24 protein-coding genes are annotated in these 26278 nt (G+C 67.1%); 12 read left to right on the forward strand and 12 right to left on the reverse strand.

Annotation, left to right across the window (positions count from 1 at the left end):
• Positions 1-3: 3 nt before the first annotated feature.
• The 9 genes from ACZ0AE_RS12815 to ACZ0AE_RS12855 all read right to left on the reverse strand — a co-directional run bounded on the left by ACZ0AE_RS12815 (position 4) and on the right by ACZ0AE_RS12855 (position 13028).
• The gene (locus tag ACZ0AE_RS12815; RefSeq protein ID WP_463602095.1) at positions 4-3138 is read right to left on the reverse strand and encodes a discoidin domain-containing protein; all 3135 of its coding nucleotides are present in this window, start codon (positions 3136-3138) and stop codon (positions 4-6) included.
• 47 nt (positions 3139-3185) lie between these two features.
• The gene (locus ACZ0AE_RS12820; protein ID WP_038687499.1) at positions 3186-4022 is read right to left on the reverse strand and encodes a carbohydrate ABC transporter permease; all 837 of its coding nucleotides are present in this window, start codon (positions 4020-4022) and stop codon (positions 3186-3188) included.
• Complete coding sequence (locus ACZ0AE_RS12825) at positions 4019-4900, reverse strand: carbohydrate ABC transporter permease (RefSeq protein WP_038687498.1); 882 nt, start codon at positions 4898-4900, stop codon at positions 4019-4021. Before ACZ0AE_RS12825 ends, ACZ0AE_RS12820 begins: the two co-directional genes overlap by 4 nt.
• A complete protein-coding gene (locus ACZ0AE_RS12830) occupies positions 4897-6210 on the reverse strand; it encodes a sugar ABC transporter substrate-binding protein (RefSeq protein ID WP_241658956.1) in 1314 nt (437 codons plus the stop codon). The genes ACZ0AE_RS12825 and ACZ0AE_RS12830 overlap by 4 nt, the downstream gene beginning before the upstream one ends.
• Positions 6211-6244: 34 nt before the next feature.
• Positions 6245-7858: a glucoamylase family protein gene (locus ACZ0AE_RS12835; RefSeq protein ID WP_051598772.1), complete on the reverse strand. Its 1614-nt coding sequence runs from the start codon at positions 7856-7858 to the stop codon at positions 6245-6247.
• A gap of 252 nt (positions 7859-8110) precedes the next feature.
• The gene (locus tag ACZ0AE_RS12840) at positions 8111-11170 is read right to left on the reverse strand and encodes a TonB-dependent receptor domain-containing protein (protein WP_038687494.1); all 3060 of its coding nucleotides are present in this window, start codon (positions 11168-11170) and stop codon (positions 8111-8113) included.
• Positions 11171-11260: 90 nt separating this feature from the next.
• Positions 11261-12313, reverse strand: coding sequence for a LacI family DNA-binding transcriptional regulator (locus ACZ0AE_RS12845; RefSeq protein ID WP_038687492.1), 1053 nt, complete (start codon positions 12311-12313; stop codon positions 11261-11263).
• A 149-nt stretch (positions 12314-12462) separates the two neighbouring features.
• Positions 12463-12732 (reverse strand): BolA family protein, encoded by a 270-nt coding sequence (locus tag ACZ0AE_RS12850; RefSeq protein WP_038687490.1) that lies wholly within the window; start codon positions 12730-12732, stop codon positions 12463-12465.
• Complete coding sequence (locus tag ACZ0AE_RS12855; RefSeq protein WP_038687488.1) at positions 12729-13028, reverse strand: YciI family protein; 300 nt, start codon at positions 13026-13028, stop codon at positions 12729-12731. Before ACZ0AE_RS12855 ends, ACZ0AE_RS12850 begins: the two co-directional genes overlap by 4 nt.
• A gap of 345 nt (positions 13029-13373) precedes the next feature.
• Here ACZ0AE_RS12855 and ACZ0AE_RS12860 point away from each other — a divergent pair, with 345 nt between their 5' ends.
• The 4 genes from ACZ0AE_RS12860 to ACZ0AE_RS12875 all read left to right on the forward strand — a co-directional run bounded on the left by ACZ0AE_RS12860 (position 13374) and on the right by ACZ0AE_RS12875 (position 17689).
• Entirely contained in the window at positions 13374-14279 is a 906-nt protein-coding gene (locus ACZ0AE_RS12860) for a segregation and condensation protein A (RefSeq protein WP_038687485.1), read from the forward strand.
• A 15-nt stretch (positions 14280-14294) separates the two neighbouring features.
• On the forward strand, positions 14295-15230 hold the full coding sequence (gene scpB, locus ACZ0AE_RS12865) for an SMC-Scp complex subunit ScpB (protein ID WP_463601311.1): 936 nt from the start codon (positions 14295-14297) through the stop codon (positions 15228-15230).
• The gene (locus ACZ0AE_RS12870; protein WP_447594697.1) at positions 15223-17052 is read left to right on the forward strand and encodes a pseudouridine synthase; all 1830 of its coding nucleotides are present in this window, start codon (positions 15223-15225) and stop codon (positions 17050-17052) included. Before scpB ends, ACZ0AE_RS12870 begins: the two co-directional genes overlap by 8 nt.
• A gap of 298 nt (positions 17053-17350) precedes the next feature.
• Positions 17351-17689 carry a hypothetical protein gene (locus tag ACZ0AE_RS12875; protein WP_463601312.1) on the forward strand — a complete coding sequence of 113 codons (339 nt, stop codon included), beginning with the start codon at positions 17351-17353 and terminating at the stop codon, positions 17687-17689.
• Between the two features lie 101 nt (positions 17690-17790).
• On the opposite strand, the gene ACZ0AE_RS12880 is transcribed toward ACZ0AE_RS12875, so the two are convergent.
• From ACZ0AE_RS12880 to ACZ0AE_RS12890, 3 genes are all read right to left on the reverse strand, one after another.
• Entirely contained in the window at positions 17791-18225 is a 435-nt protein-coding gene (locus ACZ0AE_RS12880) for a hypothetical protein (protein ID WP_038687479.1), read from the reverse strand.
• A 92-nt stretch (positions 18226-18317) separates the two neighbouring features.
• Positions 18318-19151 (reverse strand): amidohydrolase, encoded by an 834-nt coding sequence (locus ACZ0AE_RS12885; protein WP_463601313.1) that lies wholly within the window; start codon positions 19149-19151, stop codon positions 18318-18320.
• Entirely contained in the window at positions 19151-20299 is a 1149-nt protein-coding gene (locus ACZ0AE_RS12890; RefSeq protein WP_463601314.1) for a pyridoxal phosphate-dependent aminotransferase, read from the reverse strand. The genes ACZ0AE_RS12885 and ACZ0AE_RS12890 overlap by 1 nt, the downstream gene beginning before the upstream one ends.
• An 86-nt stretch (positions 20300-20385) precedes the next feature.
• Between ACZ0AE_RS12890 and ccmA the strand changes: the two genes are divergently transcribed.
• The 8 genes from ccmA (at position 20386) to ACZ0AE_RS12930 (ending at position 26261) form a co-directional block, all read left to right on the forward strand.
• Positions 20386-21066, forward strand: a complete 681-nt coding sequence (gene ccmA / locus ACZ0AE_RS12895) for a heme ABC exporter ATP-binding protein CcmA (RefSeq protein WP_463601315.1) — start codon at positions 20386-20388, stop codon at positions 21064-21066.
• Positions 21063-21758, forward strand: a complete 696-nt coding sequence (gene ccmB / locus ACZ0AE_RS12900; RefSeq protein ID WP_038687473.1) for a heme exporter protein CcmB — start codon at positions 21063-21065, stop codon at positions 21756-21758. The genes ccmA and ccmB overlap by 4 nt, the downstream gene beginning before the upstream one ends.
• A 96-nt stretch (positions 21759-21854) precedes the next feature.
• Positions 21855-22631, forward strand: a complete 777-nt coding sequence (gene ccmC, locus ACZ0AE_RS12905) for a heme ABC transporter permease CcmC (RefSeq protein ID WP_038687471.1) — start codon at positions 21855-21857, stop codon at positions 22629-22631.
• Positions 22628-22813: a heme exporter protein CcmD gene (locus ACZ0AE_RS12910; RefSeq protein WP_447594708.1), complete on the forward strand. Its 186-nt coding sequence runs from the start codon at positions 22628-22630 to the stop codon at positions 22811-22813. The genes ccmC and ACZ0AE_RS12910 overlap by 4 nt, the downstream gene beginning before the upstream one ends.
• The gene (gene ccmE / locus ACZ0AE_RS12915) at positions 22810-23271 is read left to right on the forward strand and encodes a cytochrome c maturation protein CcmE (protein WP_038687467.1); all 462 of its coding nucleotides are present in this window, start codon (positions 22810-22812) and stop codon (positions 23269-23271) included. The genes ACZ0AE_RS12910 and ccmE overlap by 4 nt, the downstream gene beginning before the upstream one ends.
• Positions 23272-25185 carry a heme lyase CcmF/NrfE family subunit gene (locus ACZ0AE_RS12920; RefSeq protein WP_314403132.1) on the forward strand — a complete coding sequence of 638 codons (1914 nt, stop codon included), beginning with the start codon at positions 23272-23274 and terminating at the stop codon, positions 25183-25185. It abuts the gene before it with no gap.
• A gap of 55 nt (positions 25186-25240) precedes the next feature.
• On the forward strand, positions 25241-25813 hold the full coding sequence (locus ACZ0AE_RS12925) for a DsbE family thiol:disulfide interchange protein (RefSeq protein WP_463602096.1): 573 nt from the start codon (positions 25241-25243) through the stop codon (positions 25811-25813).
• On the forward strand, positions 25782-26261 hold the full coding sequence (locus ACZ0AE_RS12930; protein WP_463602097.1) for a cytochrome c-type biogenesis protein: 480 nt from the start codon (positions 25782-25784) through the stop codon (positions 26259-26261). The genes ACZ0AE_RS12925 and ACZ0AE_RS12930 overlap by 32 nt, the downstream gene beginning before the upstream one ends.
• The last annotated feature ends 17 nt before the right edge of the window (positions 26262-26278 follow it).

The raw sequence follows: 26278 nt of genomic DNA on the forward strand, positions 1-26278 counted from the left end.
CCATCACTGTGCCTTCCGCTCGGCGCGGCGCACCGACGACGGCACGTCGATCTCGACCCGCGCCGGCACCTGGGTGATGCGCAGCTCGCCGTTCACCCACTGCGCCGGTTCGCCGTTGACGGTGGTGTTACCGGGTTCGCCACTGTAGGGCCACGGCAGGACCACCCCGCCCTGCGGCGGCACGAGCCCGGCCGACAGGTCCAGCACCAACTGCTTGTCGCTGCGGCTGAGCGCGTAGCTCAGCTGGCCGTTCGGGGTGCGCAGGCCCTTGATCGCCACGCCCTTCCCTTCCAGCCATCGCGTCGGCACGCCGGCGGCCAGCACCAGGCTGTCGTCGACGTCGCGGCTGTAGGCAAACATGTCCAGCGCCGATCGCACGAAGTCCGAGGCAACCCAGGCATGCGGCAGGTCACCGACGAAGAACGGCTTGCGCGGCGTGTGCGAGACCACTTCGGCCCATTGGTTCCAGGCCTGCGGGGCACGGTCCTTGAAGAAGAACTCGGTGGCCTGCCAGGCGCGGTCGCGCCAGCCCAGGCGCACGAACGCGGCCACGTTGCGCCACTCGTACGGGGTGTAATCCTTCCACTCGCGCTTGCCGTCGCGGCGTTCCTCGAACTGCTTCCAGTAACGCTCGAAGGTGTTGTCCAGGTACGGCTGCGGCAGACGGCCCTGCTCGCCGCCCGGGGCCAGCGCGATGGTGGTGGAGGTGGCGTCGAAGTCGCCCAGCTCGGCCGCGCCGGGCAGGTAGTCGATCTTGTGCAGGGCCACGGCGGCCAGCAGCGAGGCCTGCAGGTCGTCACGGAACTGGTCGCGCGACGCGCTGATCTGCATGGCGTCCATCTTGCCCAGCGTGCTGGCGATGGTGGCCGCGTCCTTGTAGCCGCGCAGCGCCCAGAAGTTGTCCCAGTACGAATGCATCGGCTTGGCCGAATAGCCTTCGTGGCTGATCGACACCGGCATCATCCCGTAGAACGCCGGGTTGCGCGCGCGGTTCTCTTCGGTGCGCTCGCTCAGGCGCAGCTGCTCCATGTAGGTGTAGGCGCCCTGCACGTGCGGCCACATCACCTCCAGGAAGGTGCTGTCGCCGGTGTAGCGCCAGTACTCGGCGATGTTGAAGATCAACTCGCCGTGGCTGTCGTTTTCCGGCACCGGGTCGCTGCCGCGCGGATCGACGCAGCACGGCACCTTGCCGTTGTCGAACTGGTGCGGGGCATACCAGGTGACGTACTCGCGCACCGCATCGCTGCGGCCCATGCGCAGCAGGCCTTCGGAAATCATCGCGCCGTCGCGGATCCAGCTGCGCGAGTACGAGCGCGTGCCCGGCTGGATGCTCGGGCCGATCCGCGAGATCAGCATGTGTGCCAGCGCGGTGCGCAGGGTGTCGGCCAGCGGCTTGCCGGCGGCGGGCACCTGCAGGGTCACCTGGTCCAGCTTGGTCCGCCACATCGAGGCCACGGCCTGCTGGGCCTTGGCCGCATCGAAGTCCTTGGGCATGGTCCAGCTGCCGGTCTGCGGCAGCACGATGGCCACCTCGCGGCTCTGGCCCGGCTCCAGCCGCCAGCGGTACAGCAGCGCACCGCTTGCCAGCCCGGTCGGGTCGCGCACTTCGGTGGTGCCCGGCAGCTTGCCGCTGGCCAGGTGGACCACGTCCAGCTTGCCGTCGAAGGTGGTGGCAAACGTGCTGTCCGGGGCCTGCGCCGGGTACAGGCGCGGGCTGCCGTTGACCTCCACGTCGGTGGCTTCCACCGACAGGTTGTCGATCCGGCTGACGCCGCCGACGGTGTTGAGGAACTGCGTGGGCGGGTTCACCTGCCACGGCCGCACGGCCAGCGCCAGGGTGTAGTCGTGGGCCACTTTGTCGGGGTTGCGCAGCGTGTAGCGCCCCACCAGCTGCGCCTTGTCCGGGGTGCCCTGCACGAACCCGGTGACCTTCAACGCGGCCTTGTCGTGGCGCCAGTCGACGCTGGCGATGGGCAGGTAATCGTCCTGCAGCGACTGGCTGCTGGCCACGTCGGCCCAGCTCAGCAGCTGCTTGCCGTCCACCTGCACGAACGGCTCCACGCTGAAGCTGGCCTTGGCCACTTCCAGCGCGCCATCCTCGCCGATCAACGCCTGTTCGCGGCCGCCGTCCAGGCCCAGCAGGGTCCAGTACGGCTGCTCGCCACTGAACCCGCGCGGCACCGAACCCCGCGGCAGGTCGGCGCCTACCGAACGCACGAAGTCGTTGGGGGTGGCCGCAAAATCGAGCGGCTTCAGGCTGATGTCACGGATGCCGTAGCGCCAGCTCGGACCGCCCTTGAGGTCGAAGCGCAGGTAGCGCGCTTCGGTATCGGGCAGTGCCAGCCAGTCGCGGTCGCCGCCGCCGCCCACCACTTCGCGCACTTCCTTCCAGCTGCGTCCGTCCTGCGAGGTACGCACCACGTAGCGCGTGGCCTCCAGGCCGGGCAGCCACTGGATCACCGCACCGCCGAACTCGCGCACCTTGTGCAGGTCCAGGCTGATGGTCTGGTCGGCCACGCCGCCGCTGATCCACACCGTGTCCGGCTTGCCATCGGCAATGCGGCTCTGCAGTGCGGTGGCGGTATCGGCAATCACCGACGGCGTCAGTGCCGAGGTATCCATCGGCGGCAGGCCCTGCAGGGTGAGGCGGTCAAAACAGACCGTGCCTTTGCCGCCGACCTTGCTGTAAATGGTGAACTCGACCGCGGCGCTGCGCGCCAGCGTGGGGTCCTTGCCCGGGCCCCAGGCCTTGTCGATCTGGCGCGCGCGGTACTGCACCGTGCTCCACGCCTTGGGGAAGGTGTAGCCGGGCCGGTTGACCCACCACACGTTGTCGCCGCTGGCGTCGATCAGCTTGAACTGCAGGTCGTTGGCCGGCGAGTCGCCGCGCAGCTGCAGGCCGAACTGGTAGTTGGCCGGGTACTCGATGCCCAGCTCGCGGCGGATGCCCACGTAACCGGACACATCGTGGAAGTCGTAGTCCACGCACAGCGCGCGCCCGCCGCCACTGCCGACCACGCTGCGCAGCGAGCCGCTGACCTGGTCGGACACGACCAGCTTCCAGGGCGTCATGTCGTCGAAGCTGTCCAGCGCTTTCGGTGCCGGCAACGGGGCCGGCGCGGCGGCCGGGGCCGCCAGCGACCACAACAGCCCAAGACCCAGACCCACCGCGACGACGGCATGTTTCACCCTTTGACACTCCCCAGCAGCAGACCTTGGATGTAGTAACGCTGCAATGCCAGGAACAGCAGCAGCACCGGAACCACCGTGACCACCGCGCCGGCCATCATCATTTCCACGTCCATGATGTGTTCGCGCGACAGGGTGGCCAGGGCGACCGGCAAAGTGTAGTGCTCCTGGTCGGTCAACACGATCAACGGCCACATGAAATCGTTCCAGGCGCCCATGAAGGTGAAGATCGACAGGGTCACCAGCACCGGCTTGAGCATCGGCAACACGATCTGGAAGAAGATCCGCATCTCCCCTGCCCCGTCGATGCGCGCCGCTTCCAGCAGCTCATCGGGAATCGAGCGCGCGTACTGGCGCACCAGGAAGATGCCGAACACGCTGGCCAGCGCCGGCACGATCACCCCGCCGAAGCTGTTGACCAGGCCCAGCTGCTTCATCAGCAGGAACAGCGGCAGCATGGCCACCTGCGCCGGGATCACCAGCGCGGCCAGCAGCACCTGGAAGATGCGCTCGCGGCCGGCAAAACGCAGCTTGGCGAACGCATAGCCGGCCATGGTGTTGAGCAGCAGCGACCCCAGCGTAATCGCCAGCGACACGCCCAGGCTGTTGACGAAGTTGTTGCCCATGCCGGTGCGCGCGAACAGCTCGTGGTAGTTCGCGGTGGTCACCGAGGACGGCAGCAGCGGCGGCGGGAAATGCGCCGCCTCGCCGGTGGGCATGAACGACACCGACAACATCCACAGCAGCGGCGCCAGGCTGACCAGCGCCAGTACCGTCAAGCCACCGTTGACCCACCATGCATGCCAGCGCGACTGGCCGATTTCACGACTCATACCAACTGCCTCTTGCGGCCGAAACGCAGCATGACGCTGGTTACCGCCAGGATGATCAGGAACAGCAGGAACGCCACCGCGGAGGCGCGGCCCAGGTTCCACCACTTGAAGCCTTCTTCGAACATGAAGTACAGCACGCTGACGGTGCTCTGCAGTGGGTCGCCGCGGGTCATCACGTAGGGTTCGGCGAACAGCTGGAAGTAGCCGGACACGGTAATCACGCCCACCACCAGCAGCACCGGGCCGAGCATGGGCAGGGTGATGTGCAGGAACTGCTTCCAGCGCGAGGCGCCGTCGATGCGCGCGGCCTCGTACAGGTCATGCGGGATCGCCTGCAGGCCGGCCAGGAAGATCACCATGTTGTAGCCGAAGTTCTTCCACACCGCGAACAGCATGATGGTCGGCATGGCCCAGTTGGGATCACCCAGCCAGTCGATCGGATTGATCCCGATGTGGCCCAGCCCGTAGTTCACCAGGCCGTAGCTGGTGTGGAACAGGTAGCGCCAGATCACCGCCACCGCCACCAGGGTGGTCACCACCGGGGCGAACAATGCGGTACGGAACAGCGCCTTGAAACGCGCCGCCGGGGCGTTCAGCAGGATCGCCGCACCCAGCGATACCCCGATCGACATCGGCACGCCGACGATCACGAAGTAGGTGGTGTTCCACAGCGACTTCCAGAACATCGGGGTCTGCAGCAGGTCGATGTAGTTGCCCAGCCCGACAAAGCGCAGGTTGCCGCCGTCGGCCAGGGCGTACAGGTCGAAATCGGTGATGCTCAGCGCCAGCGCCGAGAACACCGGCAGGCCGAAGAACACACCGATCACCAGGATGGCCGGGCCGGCGAACAGCCAGCCGGCAAGCGAACGTTGCTTCATTGCGCCGCTCCCGTGGCCACCGCGCTGGAATGCACGCCCGAACCGGCGGCCTTCTCCTGCGCATCGCGCTCATGCATCCAACGGCGCTTGGCGAGGACCTTGTCCACGCGCTTGTCCAGTTCCTTCACTGCTACATCCTGATCAAGGCCACCACGCACCACCTGTTCGGTGATGATCCGCATTTCCTGCACGATACGTTCCCACTCCAGCACCTTGGGCGTGGGCTTGACGCGTTCCAGCTGGTCGCGGAACGGCTGCGCCAGCGGGTCGTTGGCCAGCGAGGGATATTCCCAGGTGCTGCGCCGCGGCGGCAGGTCGCCGATGATGGAATGGAAGCGCTCCTGGATCGCCGGGCGCGACAGGAACTCGATCAGCTTCCACGACGCTTCCTTCTGCTGCGAGGAACGGAAGATCACCAGGCTGGTGCCGCCGGCGATACCGGCGCCCGGACCATCCGGGCCCGGCAGTGCGGCGGTGCCCCACTTGCCTTCCAGTTCCTTGGGCTGCAGCTTCTTGAACTCACGGATGTTCCACGGGCCGGACAGGTAGAACACGTTGAAGCCGCGGAAGAACTCATCCCACACGTTGGAGATCTGGGTTTCGGACATGCGCGGCGCCCAGCCCTGGGCGAACATGTTTTCGTAGAAGCCCAAGGTCTTGCGGAAGCCGGGGCTGCTGAAGTTGCCGCGGGTATCAGCATCGCGCAGCAGCGGGTCGGGCTGCTGCAACGCGAACGACAGCTGCTGCTCGAATTCGTTGATCGGCATCAGCACCGCGTAGCGCTTGGGGCCCTGCATCTTCTTGATGGCGGCCATCATCTCGTTCCACTCCGCCCAGGTACGCGGCGGGTGGTCGTAGCCGGCCTGGGCCAGCAGGTCCTTGCGGTAGTACAGCAGGCGCGTGTCCACGTACCACGGCACGCCGACCAGCTCGTCATGCACCACGTTGGTGTCCCAGATGCCCTGGAAGTAGTCGGCCGGGTCCACCACCTTGGACTGCGCCACATACGGCTGCAGCGGCACCAGGGTGTTGAGTTCGGCGAATTCGGGGATCCAGGTGTTGCCCAGCTGGCACACGTCGGGCAGGCCGTCGGCGGCGAATGCGGTGAGCAGCTTTTCGTGCGCGGCCGTCCACGGGATGTTCTGCACATCGACGTGGATGCCCGGGTTTTCCGCCTCGAACTCCTTGATCAGGCCGGTGACCACTTCGGCCTCGCGGCCCATCGCCCAGAATCGTACCGTCACCCCTTCCGGCTCTTTCCGGCAGGCACTCAACAACAGGCTGCCAACCAGCAGCAACACCAGGCTCAACCCCCGCTTCGGGCGCGACATCGATTGCACTGCTCTACTTCCCCTGCTGCTGGTTGCGGTTGGTGGTGGCATTGTTCTTCTGTTCCTGGGCGGCTGCCGCGCGCGATTCGGCAATGCCGACCGAGCGCGCCGACGCGGCTTTCTCGTCTTTCTGCAGCTCCATCGGCTGCTGCTCCCCTTCCGGGGTGAGCCAGCCGCCACTGAAACCGGCGCGCTCCAGACCCTTGCGGATGTGCACGTTCTTCTTCATCACGTCCCAGACGAAATCGTTCCGGTAGTTGGCGATCATCGTCAGGATCGGGCCCTGGTCGATGCCGATGTAATCGCTGGCCACCCAGCCGCGGTCGGGCACCAGCCGACCGGTCTTGATCGGGATGTCGTAGTTGAAGCTGGGGTTGAACGAATCCAGGAACCCGTAGCTGGAATAGATGTAGTCGCCGTAGCGCTTGTGCATCTCTTCGGTGGCCGGGATCACTTCTTCCGGGGCGAACACCACCGAGGCGATCGCTGCGGTCGGGGCGATGGTGCCGTCATCGAAGTTCTCGCGCAGGCCGGCGCCGCGCGAGGAGTAATGGCGGAACTGGCGCTGTTCGCCGCGGTATTCCTGGGTGGTGTTCTGCGGGCCATCGCTGGCGGTCAGGCCCCACACGTTCTCGCCGTAGTCCTTCCAGTTCATCGGGTTGGCGATGGCGTACTCGCGCTGGGCCAGCGCGGCCGAGCGGCTGTTGAGGAAGTAGGTGCTGCCACGCTCACGCATGTAGGCATCCTGGATGTCGCGGAAGTCCACCCACACATGCGTGTACTGGTGCCCGAACAGCGGGCCGAAGGACAGGTATTCCTGGCCCTGGTACACGCCCCAGTCGTTGTCGTAGGTGCGCGTCCAGACCGTCCACGCGTCCGGGCTGACCGGGTGGGTCGGCGAGCCGAGCGCGAGGATGTAGACCATCATCGCCTCGTTGTAGCCCATCCAGTCGTGGTCGATGAAGCCACTTTCGGGGAACCAGCCCATCGAGATCAGCGGCGCACGCTGCTGCAGCCACGGCCAGTCCACGCGCTTGTAGAGCGTGTCGGCAATCTCGCGGATCTCTTTTTCGCGGGCGTCGTCACCGCTGTAGTACGACTGGGCAAACAGCACGCCCATCATCAGCAGCGCGGTATCCACGCTGGACAGTTCCACCCAGCTGTCGTAACGACGGCCCTGCTGCATGTCCAGGAAGTGGTAGTAGAAGCCCTTGTAGCCGCCCTTGCCGGTGCGCTGCGGGCCCATCGGCAGGTCGCGGAAGAACTTCAGCGTGAGCAGGGTGCGGTCCACGGCCTGGGTACGGCTCACCCAGCCGTTCTCCACGCCGATCGGATAGGCGGTGAGCGCGTAGCCCACCGAGGCGATGCTGGCAAACGGGCGCGACGGGTAGCGGTCGGGGCTGAGGCCGTTGACCTCGTTGGTGGTATCCCAGAAGAACTGGAAGGTGCGGCGTTCGATATCGTCGAACAGCGGCGGCAGCTCCGGCTTCATCGGGCGCGGCGGCACGTCGGCTTCAACCAGGATCACCGGCGGCTTCGGCTTTGCCGGTTTGTCCGGCGCCTGCTGCTGGCAACCGGCCATGGCCACGGACAGCAACGCCAGCGACACCACCCGAGATGCATTCATCGACCACCACCTTTTGCGCATGTTCGTGCTGGAGAGCATAGCCTCAACCAAGCTGAAATCGTTTACAGATCACGATCCAAAAAAATCCGCCGGGGCGGACCGTCTGCGTACCGACCAACGGTCGGTACCTACCGCACACGCGCTTGCCCATCCGTGGACGGCAAGCGCCTGTACAGTCCCGCCGGCGGACCCAAGCCGACCGGCGGTACTGCCCCGACACCGCCCAGAAGGCGGTGCCGGGTAACGCTGGCATCAGAAGCGGAAGCCGACTTCCGCCTTGACCTGGCGCGGCGTACCGATGATGTCACCGGTCTCGTTGTAGCTGGCCTGCAGCTTGCCGTTGGTCTTGACGTAGTTGTAGTTGGAGAAGTTGTCGAAGTTGAACACGTTGATGATGTCGATGCGCGCGTACAGCTCGGTCTCGCCCGGCATCTTGAACGTCTTCGTCGCCTGCAGATCGACCGAACGGTAGCCGAAGATCTTGCCACCGAGCAGGAACTTGCCATTGGCGTTGGGCACCGCGGCCTGCGGGGTCGGCAGGTCGTAGCCACTGGCCTGCGGCACGCCGTACCAGTCATTGACGGCAGTCGGGGTGGCCAGGGTGACCTTGCCGCCGAAGGTGATGCCCCAGAAGCCCGCGTACGAACCGGTGACCACCAGGCGGTGGCGCGGCGCGCCATTGGAACGGATGGTCGGGTAGTCGCCGATCAGGCCGCGGTCGAACGCGTACTTCTCATTGATGTCGCGGTTGTGGCGCGCGGTGGTCCAGGTGTAGGCGATCGAGGAACCCCAGCCGCTTTCCTGGGTGAACGGCTTCTGCGCCGACAGCAGGACCTGGGTAGCGCGGGTCTTGATGCCCTGCTGACCGATGATCAGGCTGCCGAAGCCCGGCACGTTGCAGCTCCAGGCCTGGCTCAGGCCCGGGTCGGTGCCACCGCACAGGCGCGGGTCATCGAAGAACTGGCCGGTCGGGTAACGGTTGCCCAGGGTGAAGGCAAAGCCGTCGTAGCTCAGCGTGCGGGCGATGGTGGCGTCGGTCAGCCAGTCACCGACCTGGTTGCTCATGCCCAGGCTGAACTGGTCGGAGTACGGCACCTTCAGGTTGTTGTTCAGCAGATCCACTTCCAGGCCGGCATTGCTGGTCGAACCGACCAGGGACTGCAGGTTGCCGATACCGTTGAGCAGGTTCGGATTCCAGTCATAGCAGGCAGCCTGGCCGTTGAGGCAGCTGCCGGTGGCCGGGTTGCGGAAGTAGATGGTCGGCTGCGGCAGGGCCAGCTTGGTGGTTTCCAGCTGCAGGTTGTCGAACAGGTCGCGGTCATACGAACGACCGGCACCACCGTGGATCACGTGCTGCTCGTCGGCGTTGATGTCATACGAGAAGCCCAGGCGCGGCTGCCAGGCATCCTTGAACGCCTTGCGGTTGTGGCCGTTGCTGATGTAGTTGCTGATGTCCAGCCCGCCCAGCGCCAGCGTATCGGCGAAGGTCTGGCCAGCGGCAGCGCGCGGGTCCTGCGAGTAGATCGCATCGACCACGGCCTGCGGGGTCACGAAGTCCAGGTAGGCCGGGGTCTTTTCGTAGTCCCAGCGCAGGCCGATGTTCAGCTGCAGGTGGTCGTTGACCTGCCAGTCGTCCTGGATGAACAGGCCGATCTGCTTGGACTTCGAACGCACTTCGCCGGACACGCCCGTTACGCCGTTCACCGGCTTGACGAACTGCGCCTTGTACGGGATGTCGGACGGGAAGTCCGCATCGCCCAGCGAGTAGGTGAACTGCGGATTGATCTGCGCCGCATCGGAGGCGTACAGGTCGATCTGCTTGTACTTGGCGCCCATCTTGATGGTGTGGTCGCCCATCCACTGGATGCCATCCAGGGTCAGGTTGTCTTCAATCGCCCAGCCCTTCTGGCCCTTCACCTGCGAATCCAGTGCCGAGGCGCCACCGATCTTCACCAGGGTGCGGTCTTCGGTGCCGTCCGGCGCGGTGTAGGTGAAGCCGTTGCCCAGGGTCAGCGGGGTCGGGTTGTTGAACGAATCTTCGTGGGTGAGCATCAGCTCGTTGTAGTAACGCTCACCGCTGTGGTTCCAGCGCAGCGCGTAACGACGGTCGGTGTTGACCACTTCACGGCCGGCTTCCGGCGCGGTCTGGCCACTGAACTGCTGCTGGGTCTCGTCGCGGTCCTGGAAGCTCAGTTCGATGCGATCGTTGTCGGTCGGTTCGAAGTCGATCTTGGCGAAGATCAGGTCCTGCTCGAACGGCTGGCTGGCCGGGCCGAGGCCGGCGGCGGCGTCTGCCGGCAGCAGGCCGACGCGGTTGGTGACCGAGCCTTCCGGCGCGATGGTGACCGGCAGGTCGAAGCGCTTGGCTTCGTAGGTCACGAAGAAGTGGGCCTTGTCCTGGATGATCGGGCCACCCAATGCAAACCCGTATTCCTTCTCGGCCGATGCTTCCTTGGTCTGGCCGTACTGACGCTCCGCCGGGGTCTTGGCGCGCATGTCTTCGTTGGTGTAACGGTAGAAGGTTTCACCCTTGAACTCGTTGGTACCGGACTTGGTGGCCGCGGTCACGGCCGCGCTCGACACCTGGCCGTACTCGGCCTTGTAGTTGCCGCTGATGACCTTGTATTCGCCGATGGCCAGCTGCGGGAACGGGTTGCCGGCGCTGCCGGACTGGCCGGCCACGCCGCCGCCCTTGACGTAGCTCTTCTGGCCCACGCCGTCGATATAGACGTTGGTGCCGTCGGCATTGGTGGCACCGCCGCGCAGCGAGGTGTTGCCCTTGGCATCGCGGGTGAAGATCATGCCCGGCACCGCGTCGGCGAACTCCAGGAAGTTGCGCGACACCTGCGGGGTGGTCTGGATCTGCTGCAGGCTGACGGTCTTGCCCACTTCGGAGGTACGCACTTCCTGCAGCAGGGTCGGTGCAATGACGTTGACCGTGTCCAGGTTGGTGGCGTTGGCAGTGCCGCCGTTGGCCGGCGCGCCGCTGAAGTTCAGCGTCGCGGTCGAAGCCACGGTCACCGTCACCTTCTGCGTCTGGCCATTGGCCACCACGTCATAGGTGCCCGGGTCCAGGCCCATCAGCGAGTAGCTGCCGTCGGCACGGGTGGTGGCACGGCGAACGGTGCCGCTGGCCAGGTTGGTGGCGGTCACTTCGGTGCCGGCCTCGGCCTGGGCAACCTGGCCGCGCAGCGACGAGGTGGCCGACTGCGCCATCAGGGACGGCGCGGCGCCCAGCATCAGGCAGGTAACCAGTGCACTGGTCAGCAGACTGCGCGCCGGTGCTCGGTTGCGGTGATTGGAATACGTCATGTAAATCTCCGGGTGGTGGTGGCCGTCTTTGCGGCCCCTGTCGTTTTTTTTACAGCGTGGTTTGAATGCATCACGACCAACGGTCGTGATTTACAGCAAAGGCGTCACGACCAACGGTCGCGACCTACACGAATCACGCACGATCAGGCGCGGCACAAGCGTCTGCTTGTCGCCGGCCACTTCCGTGTTGTTGCCGTCCATCAACTGCAACAGACGCGTCATCGCCTTATCGCCGAGGTCGGCGATACTCACCTGCATCGTCGTCAACGAAGGGTGAACGAAACGCGCCAGCGGAATGTCATCGAAGCCCGCCAGGGCGATATCGGCTGGAACCCGCACGCCTGCCTGCGCGAACGCATACAGGCACCCCAGCGCCATCATGTCGTTGGCGGCGAACACCGCATCGGGCAGCGCGCCGGCTGCCAGCAACTCCTGTCCAGCGCGATGGCCGGAGGCTTCGTCAAAGTCACCGGGCAACTCGATGCCCACCGCATCGGTACCGAACGCGGCCAGCGCGTCGCGGAAACCGCGCAGGCGCTCACGCGCATCGAAGTTGAGGTCCGGGCCGGAAATGAACGCGATGCGGCGGTGGCCGACATCGAGCAGATGGCGGGTCATGGCCATCGCGCCGGCATGGTCATCGATGCTGAGCACCGGATGATCCTGCTCGGGCAGGTAGGTATTGATCAGGACCGTGGGCAGCGCCTGCGGCAGGTTGTCGGTGAGGAAGCCGGGGCTTTCCGCATACGGCGACAACACCAGCAGACCGTCCACGCGACCGCGCATGGCGCGCAGGGCCGCGCCCTGCTGCTCCTGGTCACCGTGGTAGCTGGACACCAGCAGGTGCTGGCGGCGCTCACGGGCGACCCCGTCGATGCCGCGCATCAACTCGGAGAAGAATTCACCGTACAGGTCCGGCAGCACCACACCGATGGTGTTGGTGCGCCGGCTGCTCAGGCTCCGCGCGGCGGCATGCGGGGTGTAGCGCAGACGCGCAGCAACCTCCAGCACCAGCTTGCGGACCGGTTCGGCGACATTTTCATGTCCATTGAGCGCACGCGACACCGTGGCCACGGAGACCCGGGCTTCGCGGGCTACATCTTTGATTGTGATGGCTGCCTTGTTCACTTCGCCGCCCTCCACGGCTTAGAGATCTGGGGCTTGGCGCGGAATGTAAGCGTTTTCAATCCTGAATGTAAACACTACGTTAGGCAAATGTCGTCCGCCGGTAACATCAAAGTGTCTTCAGGGGCCCTGTCCTGGACTGACCAGGACAAGGCAGGACAAGGCTTTCAGCCGTTTTTGGCCGGTGCTTCGGCGCGGATGGACAGCGCGTGGATATCGGTGTCCATCAGGGTGCCCAAGGCGGCATAGACGGCCCGGTGGCGCGCAAGGGGCAGCTTGCCTTCGAAGGCGGCGCTGACAATGTGCACATTGAAATGGCCGCGCCCATCGCGCGCGCCCTCGTGGCCGGCGTGGCGGTGGCTGTCGTCCTCCACCTCCAGCAGCTGCGGGTCCAGCGCCTGCTGCAGGGCCGCCCGGATCTGCTCGACCCGGGTCACGGCAGGACCTTGCGGAACGGGCGCACCTGGACGCGGGTATAGACGCCGGCCGCCACGTAGGGGTCGGCGTCGGCCCAGGCCTGGGCCTGCTCCAGTGCGTCGAACTGGGCGATCACCACGCTGCCACTGAACCCGGCCGGGCCCGGGTCTTCGCTGTCGATCGCCGGGCACGGCCCGGCCAGCAGCAGCCGGCCCTCATCGCGCAGGGCGGTCAAACGGGCCAGGTGCGCGCCGCGCACCGCCATCCGGGCCGCCAGTACATCGGCACCGTCATAGCCTTCAATCACATACCACACAGGCAACTCCCAAGGCTCAGCTAAACGAACGGGACGATTCTAGCCCGGCTCGCTGGACACTGCCGGGCTGAACCCGTACTCTTGGCTCCATTGCACGTGGCTGGACGCAGCAGCCCCGCCGGTAGACGGCTTCACCGCCGCCCGACGATCGACCCGCTGCCCCACACCAGTACACGTAGACGACCTCCCCGTAGTTCTGTCGCTGCCCGTCGCGGCGCGCCTTGCTGTTTGAAGTGTGGAACCGCGCCGACCCAGGCGTGTCATGGCTTGCCATCCTGCCGCCGGGCGTTCCGGAACGGCTGAGGGTGCGGCGACCGGTCCGTTGCAATACTGACATCACTCTTGATGACCTCCGAACTCGCGCTCGACGCGAACCCGCAAATCCGGCCGACCGCCCCACAGCAGCAGGAAATGCCGCTGGCCGTGGTGCATGGTCAACCGGTCCTGCAGATTCCGCAGGATCTGTACATTCCGCCGGACGCGCTGGAAGTCATCCTGGATGCCTTCGAAGGCCCGCTGGACCTGCTGCTGTACCTGATCCGTCGGCAGAACCTGGACATCCTGGACATCCCGGTGGCCGAGATCACCCGGCAGTACGTCGAGTACATCAACGTCATGCAGGAGCTGCGCTTCGAACTGGCGGCCGAGTACCTGGTGATGGCGGCGATCCTGGCCGAAGTGAAGTCGCGGATGCTGCTGCCGCGGCCGCCCAGCATCGAGGGCGAGGAAGCCGACCCGCGCGCCGAGCTGGTGCGCCGGCTGCAGGAGTACGAACGTTTCAAGCAGGCTGCCGAAGATATCGACGCCCTGCCCCGGCAGGACCGCGACACCACCCCGGTACATGCCTTCGTGCCCGACCGCGCCGCAGTGAAGCTGCCGCCGCCGGTGGACCTGAAGGAAATGCTGATGGCGCTGCACGACGTGCTCAAGCGCGCCGAGCTGTTCACCGGCCACGCGATCAAGCGCGAGGCCCTGAGCGTGCGCCAGCGCATGGGCGACGTGCTGGGGCGGCTGGAAGACGGCCGGTTCTACCGGTTTGAATCGCTGTTCACCGCCGAAGAAGGCAAGCTGGGCGTACTGGTGACGTTCCTGGCCCTGCTGGAACTGGCCAAGGAACAGCTGCTGGACATTGTCCAGGAAGCACCGCTGGCGCCGATCTATGTCAAATCCCTGGCTGCCGGCAACACCAACGAACCGCTGCAGTTCAACAGCGAATTCGACGACGCCGACGCCGCCAACGCATCCGACTGAGCACCCGACCCACGCATGGATCAATCGCTGATCAACCGTATTGTCGAAGGGGCGCTGCTGGCCTCCAGCCAGCCGCTGACCCTGGCGCAGCTGCAGGGCCTGTTCCCGGAAGAGGAACCGGCGCCGCCGGGCAGCATCGAGCGCGCACTGGAACTGCTGCGCGACGGCTGCGCCCAGCGCGGCGTGGAGCTGGTGGAGGTGGCCTCCGGCTTCCGCTTCCAGGTCACCAATGAAGTGCACGGCTACATCACCCGGCTGTGGACCGAACGCAAGACCCGCTACACCCGCGCCACCCTGGAAACCCTGGCGTTGATCGCCTACCGCCAGCCGATCACCCGCGGCGAAATTGAGCAGGTGCGCGGCGTGGCGGTCAGCAGCAACATCATCCAGGCGCTGGAAGAACGCGAGTGGATCCGCGTGATCGGCCACCGCGACGTACCCGGCAAGCCGGCCCTGTTCGGCACCACCAAGGGCTTCCTGGACTACTTCGGGCTCAAGCGCCTGGACGAACTGCCGCCGCTGTCCGAGCTGCGCGACCTGGGCGAACTGGAACCGCAGCTGCCGCTTGACCGCGATGGCCAGCCGGCCGGTCGCCTGGCCGCCGGTGCCGCTGCCCCCGATGCCGAGCTGGACGGGGACGCGGCAAACGACGACACCCCGCCACTGGCAGGTGACGACGAATCGCAGGACAATTCACCCGATGGCGGGCACGCGCCCACCACCGATACCGTTGCAGACACCGAATCCAAAGCGCCGTTGCCGCCCCGCGACGACGACGCTGGAATGACCGCCCCTGATGGCGAACCCGATACCGCGCCGGGCGAGCGCGCGGCGCCCCAGAACGAAACCGAAAACAACGCCGTCGCGAAGACGACCGTGGCTGTTGACGAAGCCGATCCCGAACCAGAGGCCGACGCACCCGTTGCCGGCCGGAGCCAAGTAAATGAGTGACACCCCCCGCAAGCCGTCTTTGAACAAGCTTTCGCTCAAGCGCGAAACCGCCACCGACCAGCCCAAGCTGGAAGAACGCCTGCACAAGGTGCTGGCCCAGGCCGGCCTCGGTTCGCGCCGCGCGCTGGAACAGCGCATCGCCGATGGCCTGGTCAAGGTCAACGGTGAAGTCGCGCAGACCGGCCAGTCGATCAAGAGCGGCGACAAGGTCGAGCTGGACGGCCGCGGCTTCGTGGCCACGGCGCTGACCGAAACCTCGCGCGTGCTGGCCTACAACAAGCCGGAAGGCGAAGTAACCACCCGCGAAGACCCCGAAGGTCGCCCGACCGTGTTCGAAGCGCTGCCTGCCCTCAAGGGCGCGCGCTGGATCGCGATCGGCCGCCTGGACATCAACACCACCGGCCTGCTGCTGGCAACCACCGACGGTGAGCTGGCCAACGCGATGATGCACCCCTCCTACGAGGTCGAGCGCGAGTACGTGGTGCGCGTGCGCGCCCCGGAAGGCGAAGAGAAGGTGCCCGACAACATCGTCGACCGCCTCGCCCGCGGCGTGGCGCTGGAAGACGGCCCGGCCAAGTTCGACGAGATCGAACGCATCGGCGGCACCGATTCGCACGACTGGTTCCGCGTGGTCGTCAAGGAAGGCCGCAACCGCGAAGTGCGCCGCCTGTGGGAATCGCAGGGCTGCCAGGTCAGCCGCCTGAAGCGTACCCGCTACGGCAAGGTCAGCCTGCCGCGCGAACTGCTGCGTGGCCAGTCGGTGGAACTGCCGGCCAAGCAGGTTGAAGCGCTGCGCGCCGAACTGAAGCTGGAAGAAGGCGCGCCGTCGGCGCTGACCCTGCAGCCGGTGATCGGCCAGCGTCGCGCCGCCAAGACCACCGTGCGCGTGTCGCGCGAGGGTGGCCGTGGCAATGCCTACGTCAACGGCCACAACTCGGCCGACGAAGGCCGCGAACTGCGTCGTTTCGACAACGTGCGCGAAGAGCGCGGCCGTGGTCGCGGCGGCAAGGGCGGCGGCTTCAAGGGTGGCCTGACGGTGAGCGGTGAAGCGGCGGCCAAGCAGTCGCAGCGTCCGTTCAAGGCGCGCCCGGACAAGGGCAACCGTGCGCTGCCCGAAGGCAACCCGGCCGCGTTCCGCAGCTGGTACGTGCCGGACGGTGTCAGCACCGGCCCGAGCAACCACCGCAATGCCGGTCCGGGCGCAGCCCGTGGCCCGGGTGCGCGTGGTCCGGGTGCCGGCGCAGGCGCCGGTGGCCAAGGCCGTCCGTACGGCAAGCCGAAGGGTCCGGGCGGCGCAGGCGGCCCGGGTCGCGGCAGCTACGGCGGCGGCGCTGAAGGTCGTGGCGGCTACGGCGGCGGTGGTGGTGGTTACGGCGGCGAGAACCGCGGTGGCGAAAGCCGTGGCGGCTACGGCGGCCAGGGCCGTCCGGCCGGCGCCGGTGCCGGTGGCAACCGCGGTGGCCAGAGCGGCCAGGGTCCGTCGCGCCATCCGTACGGCCATCCGGGCAATGCCCCGAGCTTCCCGTCCGACCACGCCAATCCGGGCAGCAGCCCGTACGGCAGCGCGCGTCCGGCGGGTAACCGCGGTCCGGGTGGTCCGGGTGGCAATCGTGGTCCGGGCGGTCCCGGTGCGCGTGGTCCGGGCGCCAATGCGCGCGGCCCCGGTGGTCCGGGCGGCAATCGCGGTCCGGGTGGCCCGGGTGGCAACCGTGGCCCGGGCGGTCCCGGTGGCCGTGGTCCCGGCGGCCCGGGCGGTCGGCCCGGCGGCAGCCGCGGTCCGGGTGGCGGCGGTCACCGTGGTGGCGGCCCGCGCGGCGGCTGATCACTGATACCCTGAGATCAAAAAACCCCGGCTTCGGCCGGGGTTTTTTTATGGGGGCTGACCGCGCGTTGTGCCGGCTGGGGCAGCCACCCATGGGGTGGCTCTACCCTGCTCTACGTGTGCACCCTTGCGCCATCAACCTCCGGCCAAATCCGGTGGGCCACCCCATGGGTGGCTGCACGTAACGCCGGACAAATCCGGTGGAGCCACTCCACTGGTGGCTGCGCGTCATGCCGGACGACCTAGGAATGGTTGCAACCGCCGTCGGCTGTGCCGGCGCGCACAGAAGTTCACGGTGGTGAGCATCTATCGTTTCCGCCGTCCTACTTACCGGCACAACACCATGTCCTTTACCTTCAGCCCCGAACAAGCCCGCGCCAACGCCGACGCGGCGCAGTACACCCTCGCGCAGTACTACGCCGACCTGAACTACGCGATCGAAGTCAATTCGCAGCTTGGTCTACGCGAGATCACCTTCGGTTTCAAACGTATGTTCGTCAGCGAAACCCAGGTAGACCAAGTCATCAGCGCGGCCCGTGCCGCGCGCTTCGAAGCCGAGCGTCTGACCACCAGCGAGAGTGATTATTTCATCCGCATTGGCTGGCAGAACGCGCATCCCGTGGCGATCAGCGCGTAGGTCGCGCCGCCAACATCAGGAGGCATCCGGTAGAGCCACCCCATGGGTGGCTGCGCGTCATGCCGGACGGTGGGGCAGCCACCCATGGGGTGGCTCTACCGTCAACGGCGCTCGATCGTGAACTTGCCCAGCCCCACGCCCAGGTCCCAGCCCTTGCCGGTACCGGCCAGCGCCAGCGACACATCGCCCTTGGTCATGACCTGCGCGTTGCTGGATTTGTCGGCGCCCGCATGGGCTTCCACCGAGGCATAGGAGCCAATCAGGTCGTTGACCGAATAGGCGCCGGAGAACTTGCCCTTGCCATCGACGATCTTGGATTTGCCTACGGTCAGTCCGCCCCCCTTGACGGTGATCTTCACCGGGATGCGCGCGCCGTTGTCGCAGCTGATGGTGCCGGTGCCCGATGCGGTCTTGTACAGCACCGACCAGCCAGCCAGGTTGTAGTGCAGCTCGCAGTCGATGTTGCCGGCTGCCTGGGCAGCCGAGGCCGTCGAGAGGCCGGCCAGCGCGATCAAAACCAGGGAAAACTTCTTCATGCGATCCGCTCGTACTCAGTGGGTGACGAGGCGAATCTAGCAGCGGCGGCGTGTGACCCGGATGAGGCCACCCGCCGCCGTCAGGCCATCGTTCAGCCAGCGTCGACCGGGCCGTCCAGGGTGAACGCATCGGCATCGAGCATCGCCGGGAACCGTGCGCGGTGCGCGGCCAGTGCCGCCGCCGAAATGGTGGTGGTGATCACCTGCTCGACCTCGCGCACCTCCACCTGCGGCTGGCCGAGGAAATCGATCACCGCGCTGTCGCCGGCATAGTGCAGGTCGTTGCCATCCACGCCTACCCGGTTGACCGCGGCCACGAAGCACAGGTTTTCGATCGCACGTGCACGCAGCAAGGTGCGCCACGGATACGCACGTGCCGACGGCCAGTTGGCCACGAAGATCTGCAGGTCGAAGTCCAGCTCGCCCGGGCGCTCCACATCGAAGCGGTTGCGGCAGAACACCGGGAAACGCAGGTCGTAGCAGACCTGCGGATTGATCCGCCAGCCCTTCCATTCCACGCTCAGGCGCTCGTTGCCGGCCGCGTAGCGCAGGTGCTCGTTGCCGTAACGGAACAGGTGGCGCTTGTCGTAATGCTGCAGCTCGCCGTCGGGCGTGGCCCACAGCAAACGGTTGTACACGCCCTGTCCCACCCGCAGCTGCACGCTGCCGGTGACCGCCGCACCCAGCCGCACGGCCTGCTCGCGGATCCAGGCCACGGTCGGGCCGTCCATGCCTTCGGCCTTGTCGATGGCCTCGTTGGAGAAGCCACTGGTGAAGGTTTCCGGCAGGATCACCAGGTCGGTCTGCCCGGCCAGCGGGGCCAGCAGCGCGCCGTAATACGCGCGGTTGCCCGCAGGGTCGTGCCAGCGGGTATCGCCCTGGACCAGGGAGACGCGCAGGTCACCACGTTCGACGGGGGCGCCCATCACAGCACCTGCAGGCGTTCGATCGCCGCATCCAGCGTGGCGTCGTTCTTGGCAAAGCACAGCCGCACCAGGCGCTGCCCGGCCGGTGCGGTTTCGTAGAACGGCGACAGCGGGATCGCGGCCACGCCCTTTTCGATCGTCAGCCACTTCACGAATTCGTGGTCGGGCAGATCGCTGATGGCCGAGTAGTCCACCAGCTGGAAGTAACCGCCCGGCACCGGCAGCGGGGTCAGGCGGGTGGTCAGCAGCTGGTCGCGGAAGCGGTCGCGCTTGGCCTGGTAGAACGCGCCCAGTTCCAGGTGATGTTCGGGCTCGTCACGGATCATCGCGGCAAAGCCGTACTGGGCCGGGCCGAAGCTGGTGAAGGTGTTGTACTGGTGGACCTTGCGGAACTCGGCGCTCATCGCCGGCGGTGCGATCGCATAGCCGATCTTCCAGCCGGTGCAGTGGTAGGTCTTGCCGAAGCTGGAGATCACGAACGCGCGTTCGCGCAGTTCCGGGTAGCGCAGCGCCGATTCGTGGCGGCGGCCGTCGTAGATGATGTGTTCGTACACCTCATCGGAAATCAGGTAAATGCCGGTGCCGCGCAGCACGTCGGCCAGCGCCTGCATGTCGTCGGCACTCAGCATCGCGCCGGACGGATTGTGCGGGGTGTTGACCATCAGCAGGCGGGTGCGCGGGGTGATCGCCGCACGCACGCGGTCCCAATCCACCGCGAAGGTCTGCGGGTCCAGCGGCACGTGCACCGCGCGCGCGCCGGCCAGGTCGATGGCCGGCTCGTAGCAGTCGTAGGCGGGGTCCAGCACGATCACTTCCTCGCCCGGGCGCACCACGGCGTGGATGGCGTTGAAGATGGCCTCGGTGGCGCCGCTGGTCACGGTGATTTCCGTGTCCGGGTCCACCTGCGCGCCGTACAGATCCAGCGACTTCTGCGCGATGGCCTGGCGCAGCGGCGCCACCCCGGTCATCGGCGGGTACTGGTTCAAGCCGCCCTGCATGGCCTTGATGGTTTCATCCACCAGCCGCTGCGGCGCGGAGAAATCCGGAAACCCCTGCCCCAGGTTCACGGCGCCATGCTCGGCAGCCAGCTGGGACATCACGGTGAAAATGGTGGTGCCCACCTTGGGCAGCTTGGTTTGCGGTTGCATCGGCCGGAAAGAAGAAAAGGGGGAAAGGCCAGTGTACGCAAAACCCCCGATACAATGACCGCCCCTTCCGCCGCAAAGACCGCCCCTTGAACGCTCCTCCGTTGCTGGCCGCCCAAGGCCTTGCCTTCAGTCGCAACGATGAGCCGGTGTTCGGCCCGCTCGATTTCCACATCGATGCCGGTGAAGCGCTGCTGGTGCAGGGCGACAACGGGTCCGGCAAGACCACCCTGCTGCGGGTGCTGGCCGGCCTGCTGCGCGCCGATGCCGGGCAGGTGCAGATCGACGGTCGCGCCGCCGGGCACAAGGAGCGCGCGCGGTTCGTGGCCTACCTGAGCCACCTACCGGCGCTGAAGGCCGATCTGGACACGCTGGAGAACCTGCATTTCCTGTGCGGCCTGCACGGGCGGCGCACGCGCCAGATGCCGGGCAACGCGCTGGCCATCGTCGGCCTGGCCGGCTATGAAGACACCCTGGTGCGCCAGCTCTCGGCCGGGCAGAAGCGGCGCCTCGCGCTGGCCCGGATCTGGCTGTCGCCTGCCCCGCTATGGTTGCTCGACGAACCCTACGCCAACCTCGACCTGGACGGCATCAACCTGGTGAACCGGATGATTTCCGCGCACCTGCGCAGCGGCGGTGCCGCCCTGGTGACCACCCACGGCGCCTACGCCGCGCCGCCGGTACAGACGCGGCTGCTGCGGCTGTCGCCTGCGGGGGAGATTTCAGCGCCCGCCGGGCAGAGCCCGGCACCACAAGGGGGTGCCGCATGATCGCGCCGGGTACCGAACCGGGCCTGTGGCAGACCGCGCGGGCGCTGGCCCGGCGCGACCTGCGCCTGCTGTGGCGGCGCCGCGGCGATGCCCTGCAGCCACTGATGTTCGCCGTGCTGGTGGTGGTGTTGTTTGCCCTGGCGCTGGGCCGCGAGCCGCAGCTGATGGCGCAGGTGGGCGCGGCGGTGCTGTGGCTGGCGGTGCTGCTGGCCGGCCAGCTGGCGCTGGATTCCATGTTCCGCAGCGACGCCGAGGACGGCTCGCTGGAGCAGTGGCTGCTGGCCCCGGTGCCGCTGGCCTGGCTGGTGCTGGTGCGGGTGCTGCTGCATTGGGCCACCACCGCCCTGCCGCTGATCGTGGTCAGCCCGTTGCTGGCGGAAATGCTGCATCTGCCGCATGACCAACTGCCCATCCTGCTGGCATCGTTGCTGCTGGGAACACCGTTGCTCAGCCTGATCGGCGGCGTGGTGGCCGCGCTGACCGTGGGCATCCGGCGCTCTGGTATTCTCGTGGCGTTGCTGGCCTTGCCGCTGTACGTACCGGTGCTGGTGTTCGGTGCAGGCAGTGTCGGGGCCGCCGCACGCGGTCAGGATCCGGTGGGGGCGCTGCTGTTGCTGGGCGCCGGGCTGGTGGTGGCGCTGGTGCTTGCACCGCTGGCCACCGCCGCGGCCATCCGGATATCGTTGAATTGAGCAGTCGTCCACCGCCACACCGTTTACAGCGTCACCGTTCAACACGCCGCTCCACGTCCGTTGAATCGTCGCCCTAGGTTGGATAGCTACCGCTGCATGCACACTCTCGTCCGCTGGTTCCACCACGTCGCATCGCCGCCCATCTTCGACCGCTTCGCCGCGCGCTGGTCGCGCGTGTTCTACGTGGCCGCCCTGCCGGTGCTGCTGATCGGGCTGTGGCAGGGCCTGTTCGTCGTGCCGCCGGAGCAGAGCCAGGGCGACGCCTTCCGTATCATCTACATCCACGTGCCCAGCGCGTGGATGAGCCTGTTCGTATTCGCCTTGATGGCACTGTATTCGGCCATCGCGCTGGTCTGGCGGATCAAGGTCTGCGAGATCCTGGCCATGGCCTGCGCGCCGATGGGCGCCGGCTTCACCCTGATCACCCTGCTCACCGGCAGCATCTGGGGCAAGTCCACCTGGGGCACCTGGTGGGACTGGGACCCGCGCATGACCAGCGAACTGATCCTGCTGTTCCTGTACCTGGGCGTGATCGGGCTCTACTACGCCATCGAAGACCGCCGCAGCGCCGCGCGCGCGGCCGGGCTGCTGGCCATCGTCGGGGTGGCACTGCTACCGGTGATCCGCTATTCGGTGGACTGGTGGGGCGGCCTGCACCAGCGCCAGTCGATCAACGTGTTCGGTGACAACGCCGTCCGCGCCGAGCTGATCGCGCCGCTGTGGTGGATGGTGGTGGGCACCAAGCTGTGGTTCGCCGGCTCGCTGCTGGCCAAGGCGCGTGCCGACAACCTGCTGCGCGAGGCCGGCAAGGCCTGGGTGGCCGAACGCATCGGCGGCGGTGCCGCCACCGCTGCCGGGGAGATGCCGCGATGACCCACCTGCCCTTCATCATTGCCGCCTTTGCGGTGTTCGCGCTGGTGCTGTGCTGCGATGCGTTCGGGTCCTGGCTGCGCCTGCGCCTGGCGCGCTGGCAGGCCCGGCACCGCCAGCAGCGGCTGCAGGCCCGCGCCAAACCGCAGGCCGGCACCCCGCTGGCCACGGAGCTCATCCGATGACCCCGGTGCAGCGCCGCCGCATGGTGTGGGTGTTGCTGCTGTTGCTGGCCTCCGGCCTGGCCACCACGCTGGTAGCCTTCGCCCTGCAGCGCAATATCGCCTACCTGTACACGCCGGCCGAAGTGCTGCGCGGTGACGTGGATCCGCAGTCGCGGTTCCGCCTGGGCGGGATGGTGGTGAAAGGTTCGTTCCAGCGCGCCAGCGGTTCGCTGGAAGCACACTTCGTGGTCACCGACGGCGATGCCACGCTGCCGGTGAGCACCTCGCGGATCCTGCCGGACATGTTCCGCGAAGGCACCGCAGTGGTGGCCAGCGGCCGCCTGCAGGACGGCCGCTTCATCGCCGATGAAGTGCTGGCCAAGCACGACGAAAACTACATTCCCAAGGAAGTGGCCGACAAGATGGGCCAGGCGCATACCAAGCACGATGTACCGGTGACCGCACCGGAGGTGCGCTGAGTGCTGCCCGAACTGGGGCAGATCCTGCTGGTGACTGCGCTGCTGGTAGCGGTGCTGCAGGCGGTGCTGCCGCTGTGGGGCGCCCAGCGTGGCTACGCGGCGTGGATGGCCGTGGCCCGCCCGGCCGCGTACGCGCAGCTGGTGCTGCTGCTGGGCGCGTTCGGCGTGCTCACCGCGGCCTTCGTCACCCAGGATTTCTCGGTGCGCTATGTGGCCGAAAATTCCAACTCACTGCTGCCGCTGGCCTACCGTTACTCCGCGGTGTGGGGCGCCCATGAGGGCTCGCTGCTGCTGTGGGCACTGGTGCTGGCACTGTGGAATGCCGCCGTAGCGCGGTGGTCGCGGCAATTGCCGATGCAGGTGCTGGCCCGCGTGCTGGGTGTGCTGGGCATCATCAGCATCGGCTTCCTGGCCTTCCTGATCTTCACTTCCAACCCGTTCGCGCGGCTGCTGCCGGCGCCCCTGGAAGGACACGACCTCAACCCGCTGCTGCAGGACCCGGGGCTGATCATCCATCCGCCGATGCTGTACCTGGGTTACGTCGGTTTCGCGGTGCCCTTCGCCTTCGCCATCGCCGCGCTGCTGGAAGGGCGCGTGGATGCGCGCTGGCTGCGCTGGACCCGGCCCTGGACCAACGTGGCGTGGGGCTTCCTCACCCTGGGTATCGCGCTGGGCAGCTGGTGGGCGTACTACGAACTGGGCTGGGGCGGCTGGTGGTTCTGGGACCCGGTGGAGAACGCCAGCTTCCTGCCGTGGCTGGCTGGCGCGGCCTTGATCCACTCGCAGGCGGTCACGGAAAAGCGCGGCAGCTTTGCCAGCTGGACGCTGCTGCTGGCCATTGCCGCCTTCGCGCTGTCGTTGCTGGGCACCTTCCTGGTCCGCTCGGGCGTGCTCACCAGCGTGCATTCGTTTGCCGCCGACCCCTCGCGCGGCACCTTCATCCTGATTTTCCTGGCGCTGGTGATCGGCGGCGCACTGCTGCTGTACGCGCTGCGCGCCGGTGCGCTGGGCAACGACGACCCGCGCCGCGGCTTCATGGCCACCTCGCGCGAAACCCTGCTGCTGGCCAACAACCTGCTGCTGGCCGCGGCGTGCGCGATGGTGCTGCTGGGCACGCTGTACCCGCTGCTGGCCGATGCGCTGGGGCTGGGCAAGGTGTCGGTCGGCCCGCCCTACTTCGGCACCCTGTTCCTGCTGTTGATGGCGCCGCTGGTGGCGCTGCTGCCGTTCGGCCCGCTGGTGAACTGGCAACGCGACCAGGCCTCGCGCGCGCTGGCCATGCTGGCACCGTGGGCGGTGCTGGCGCTGCTGCTGGGCGCCATTGCCTACTTCATGGCGCCGCAGGGCGCGCTGAAGACCGCGGCCGGTGTGACCGCCGCTGCCTGGGTCGCCTTCGGTACCGCGCGCTTTGTGTGGAGCCGGCTGCGTGGCAATGGCCGCTTCACCGCCGAAATGGTCGGCATGCTGCTGGCCCATGGCGGCGTGGCGGTGTTCCTGGCCGGGGCCCTGCTGGTGGAAGCGCTGAACGTACAGCGCGAGGTGGCGCTGTCGCCGGGCCAATCGCTGCAGGTGTCCGGGTACGAAGTGCGCTTCGAGGGCGTTGACCACCAGCAGGGCCCCAACTACACCGCCGACCGCGGCCACATGCGCATTCTGCGCAACGACCGCGAACTGGCCCTGCTGCACCCGGAAAAACGCGCCTACGCCAGTGGCGGCCAGATGATGACGGAGGCCGGCATCCATGCACGCATCGGCGGCGATGTGTACGTGGCGCTGGGCGAGCCGCTGGGCAACAATGCCTGGGCGGTGCGCGTGCACATCAAACCGTTCGTCCGCTGGATCTGGCTGGGCGCACTGCTGATGGCCCTGGGCGGTTTCGTCACCGCCGCCGACCGCCGTTTCCGCCGTCCCTGAGTCCTGGAGTTACCCCGTGTCCGATCCGCGTCCCGTTTCCCGCCCGCTGCCGCCCGTGGCCATCGTCATCGGCGTGCTGTTCTTCTTCGGGCTGCTGGGGCTGATGATCTACGGGGTGATGAAATCCGGCGCGCCCGACCGCGACGTGCTGCCGTCGGCATTGATCGGCAAGCCCGCCCCGGCCTTCACCCTGCCGGTGCTGCACGACCCCACCATCAAGGTCAGCAGCAACGAACTGCGCGGCGCGCCGTACGTACTGAATGTGTGGGGCAGCTGGTGCGCGGCCTGCCGCGAAGAACACCCGGTGCTGACCCGCTTCGCCGAAACCAAGCGCGTGCGCGTGATCGGCTACAACTGGAAGGACGAACCGGTCGACGCCCTGCGCTGGCTGGAACAGCTGGGCAACCCGTTCGTGCTGGTGCTGGCCGACATCGAAGGCCGCACCGCGATCGACTGGGGTGTCACCGCCGCGCCGGAAACCTTCCTGGTGGACGCCAGTGGCGTGGTGCGCTGGAAGTACAGCGGCGCGCTCACCCAGCGGGTGGTGGACACCCAGCTGATTCCCGAACTGGACAAGGTGGAGCGCAGCCATGCCAATGCCCAGACCACGCTGCCCGCAGCGCCGTAAGCTGCCCGCGCTGCTGCTCGGCGGCCTGCTGGCCGCTGCGGCACTGCTGTCGGCAACGGCCAGCGCGCAGGCGGTGTCCGACCCGACGCCGCTGCACTACCGCGACGCCGCCGAAGAGGCACGCTTCCATGCGCTGGCAGCCGAACTGCGCTGCGTGCAGTGCCAGAACCAGTCGCTGGCCGATTCCAACGCGCAGATCGCACACGACCTGCGCCGTGAAGTGCTCACCCTGATGCAGCAGGGCCACGACGACGCGCAGATCAAACAGTTCCTGGTCGACCGATACGGCGCGTTCGTGCTGTACCGCCCACCGATGGACGCCCGCAACAGCCTGCTGTGGTTCGGCCCGGCCGTGCTGCTGCTGGGCGGCGCGGGCGTGCTGGTGTGGGTGGTGCGCCGACGCAGCCGCCAGTTGCAGCCGATGGACAAGAGCGAGGAGCGCTGGTGAGCGGATCGTGGTTACCA

The organism is Stenotrophomonas sp. AC248 (assembly GCF_979258185.1).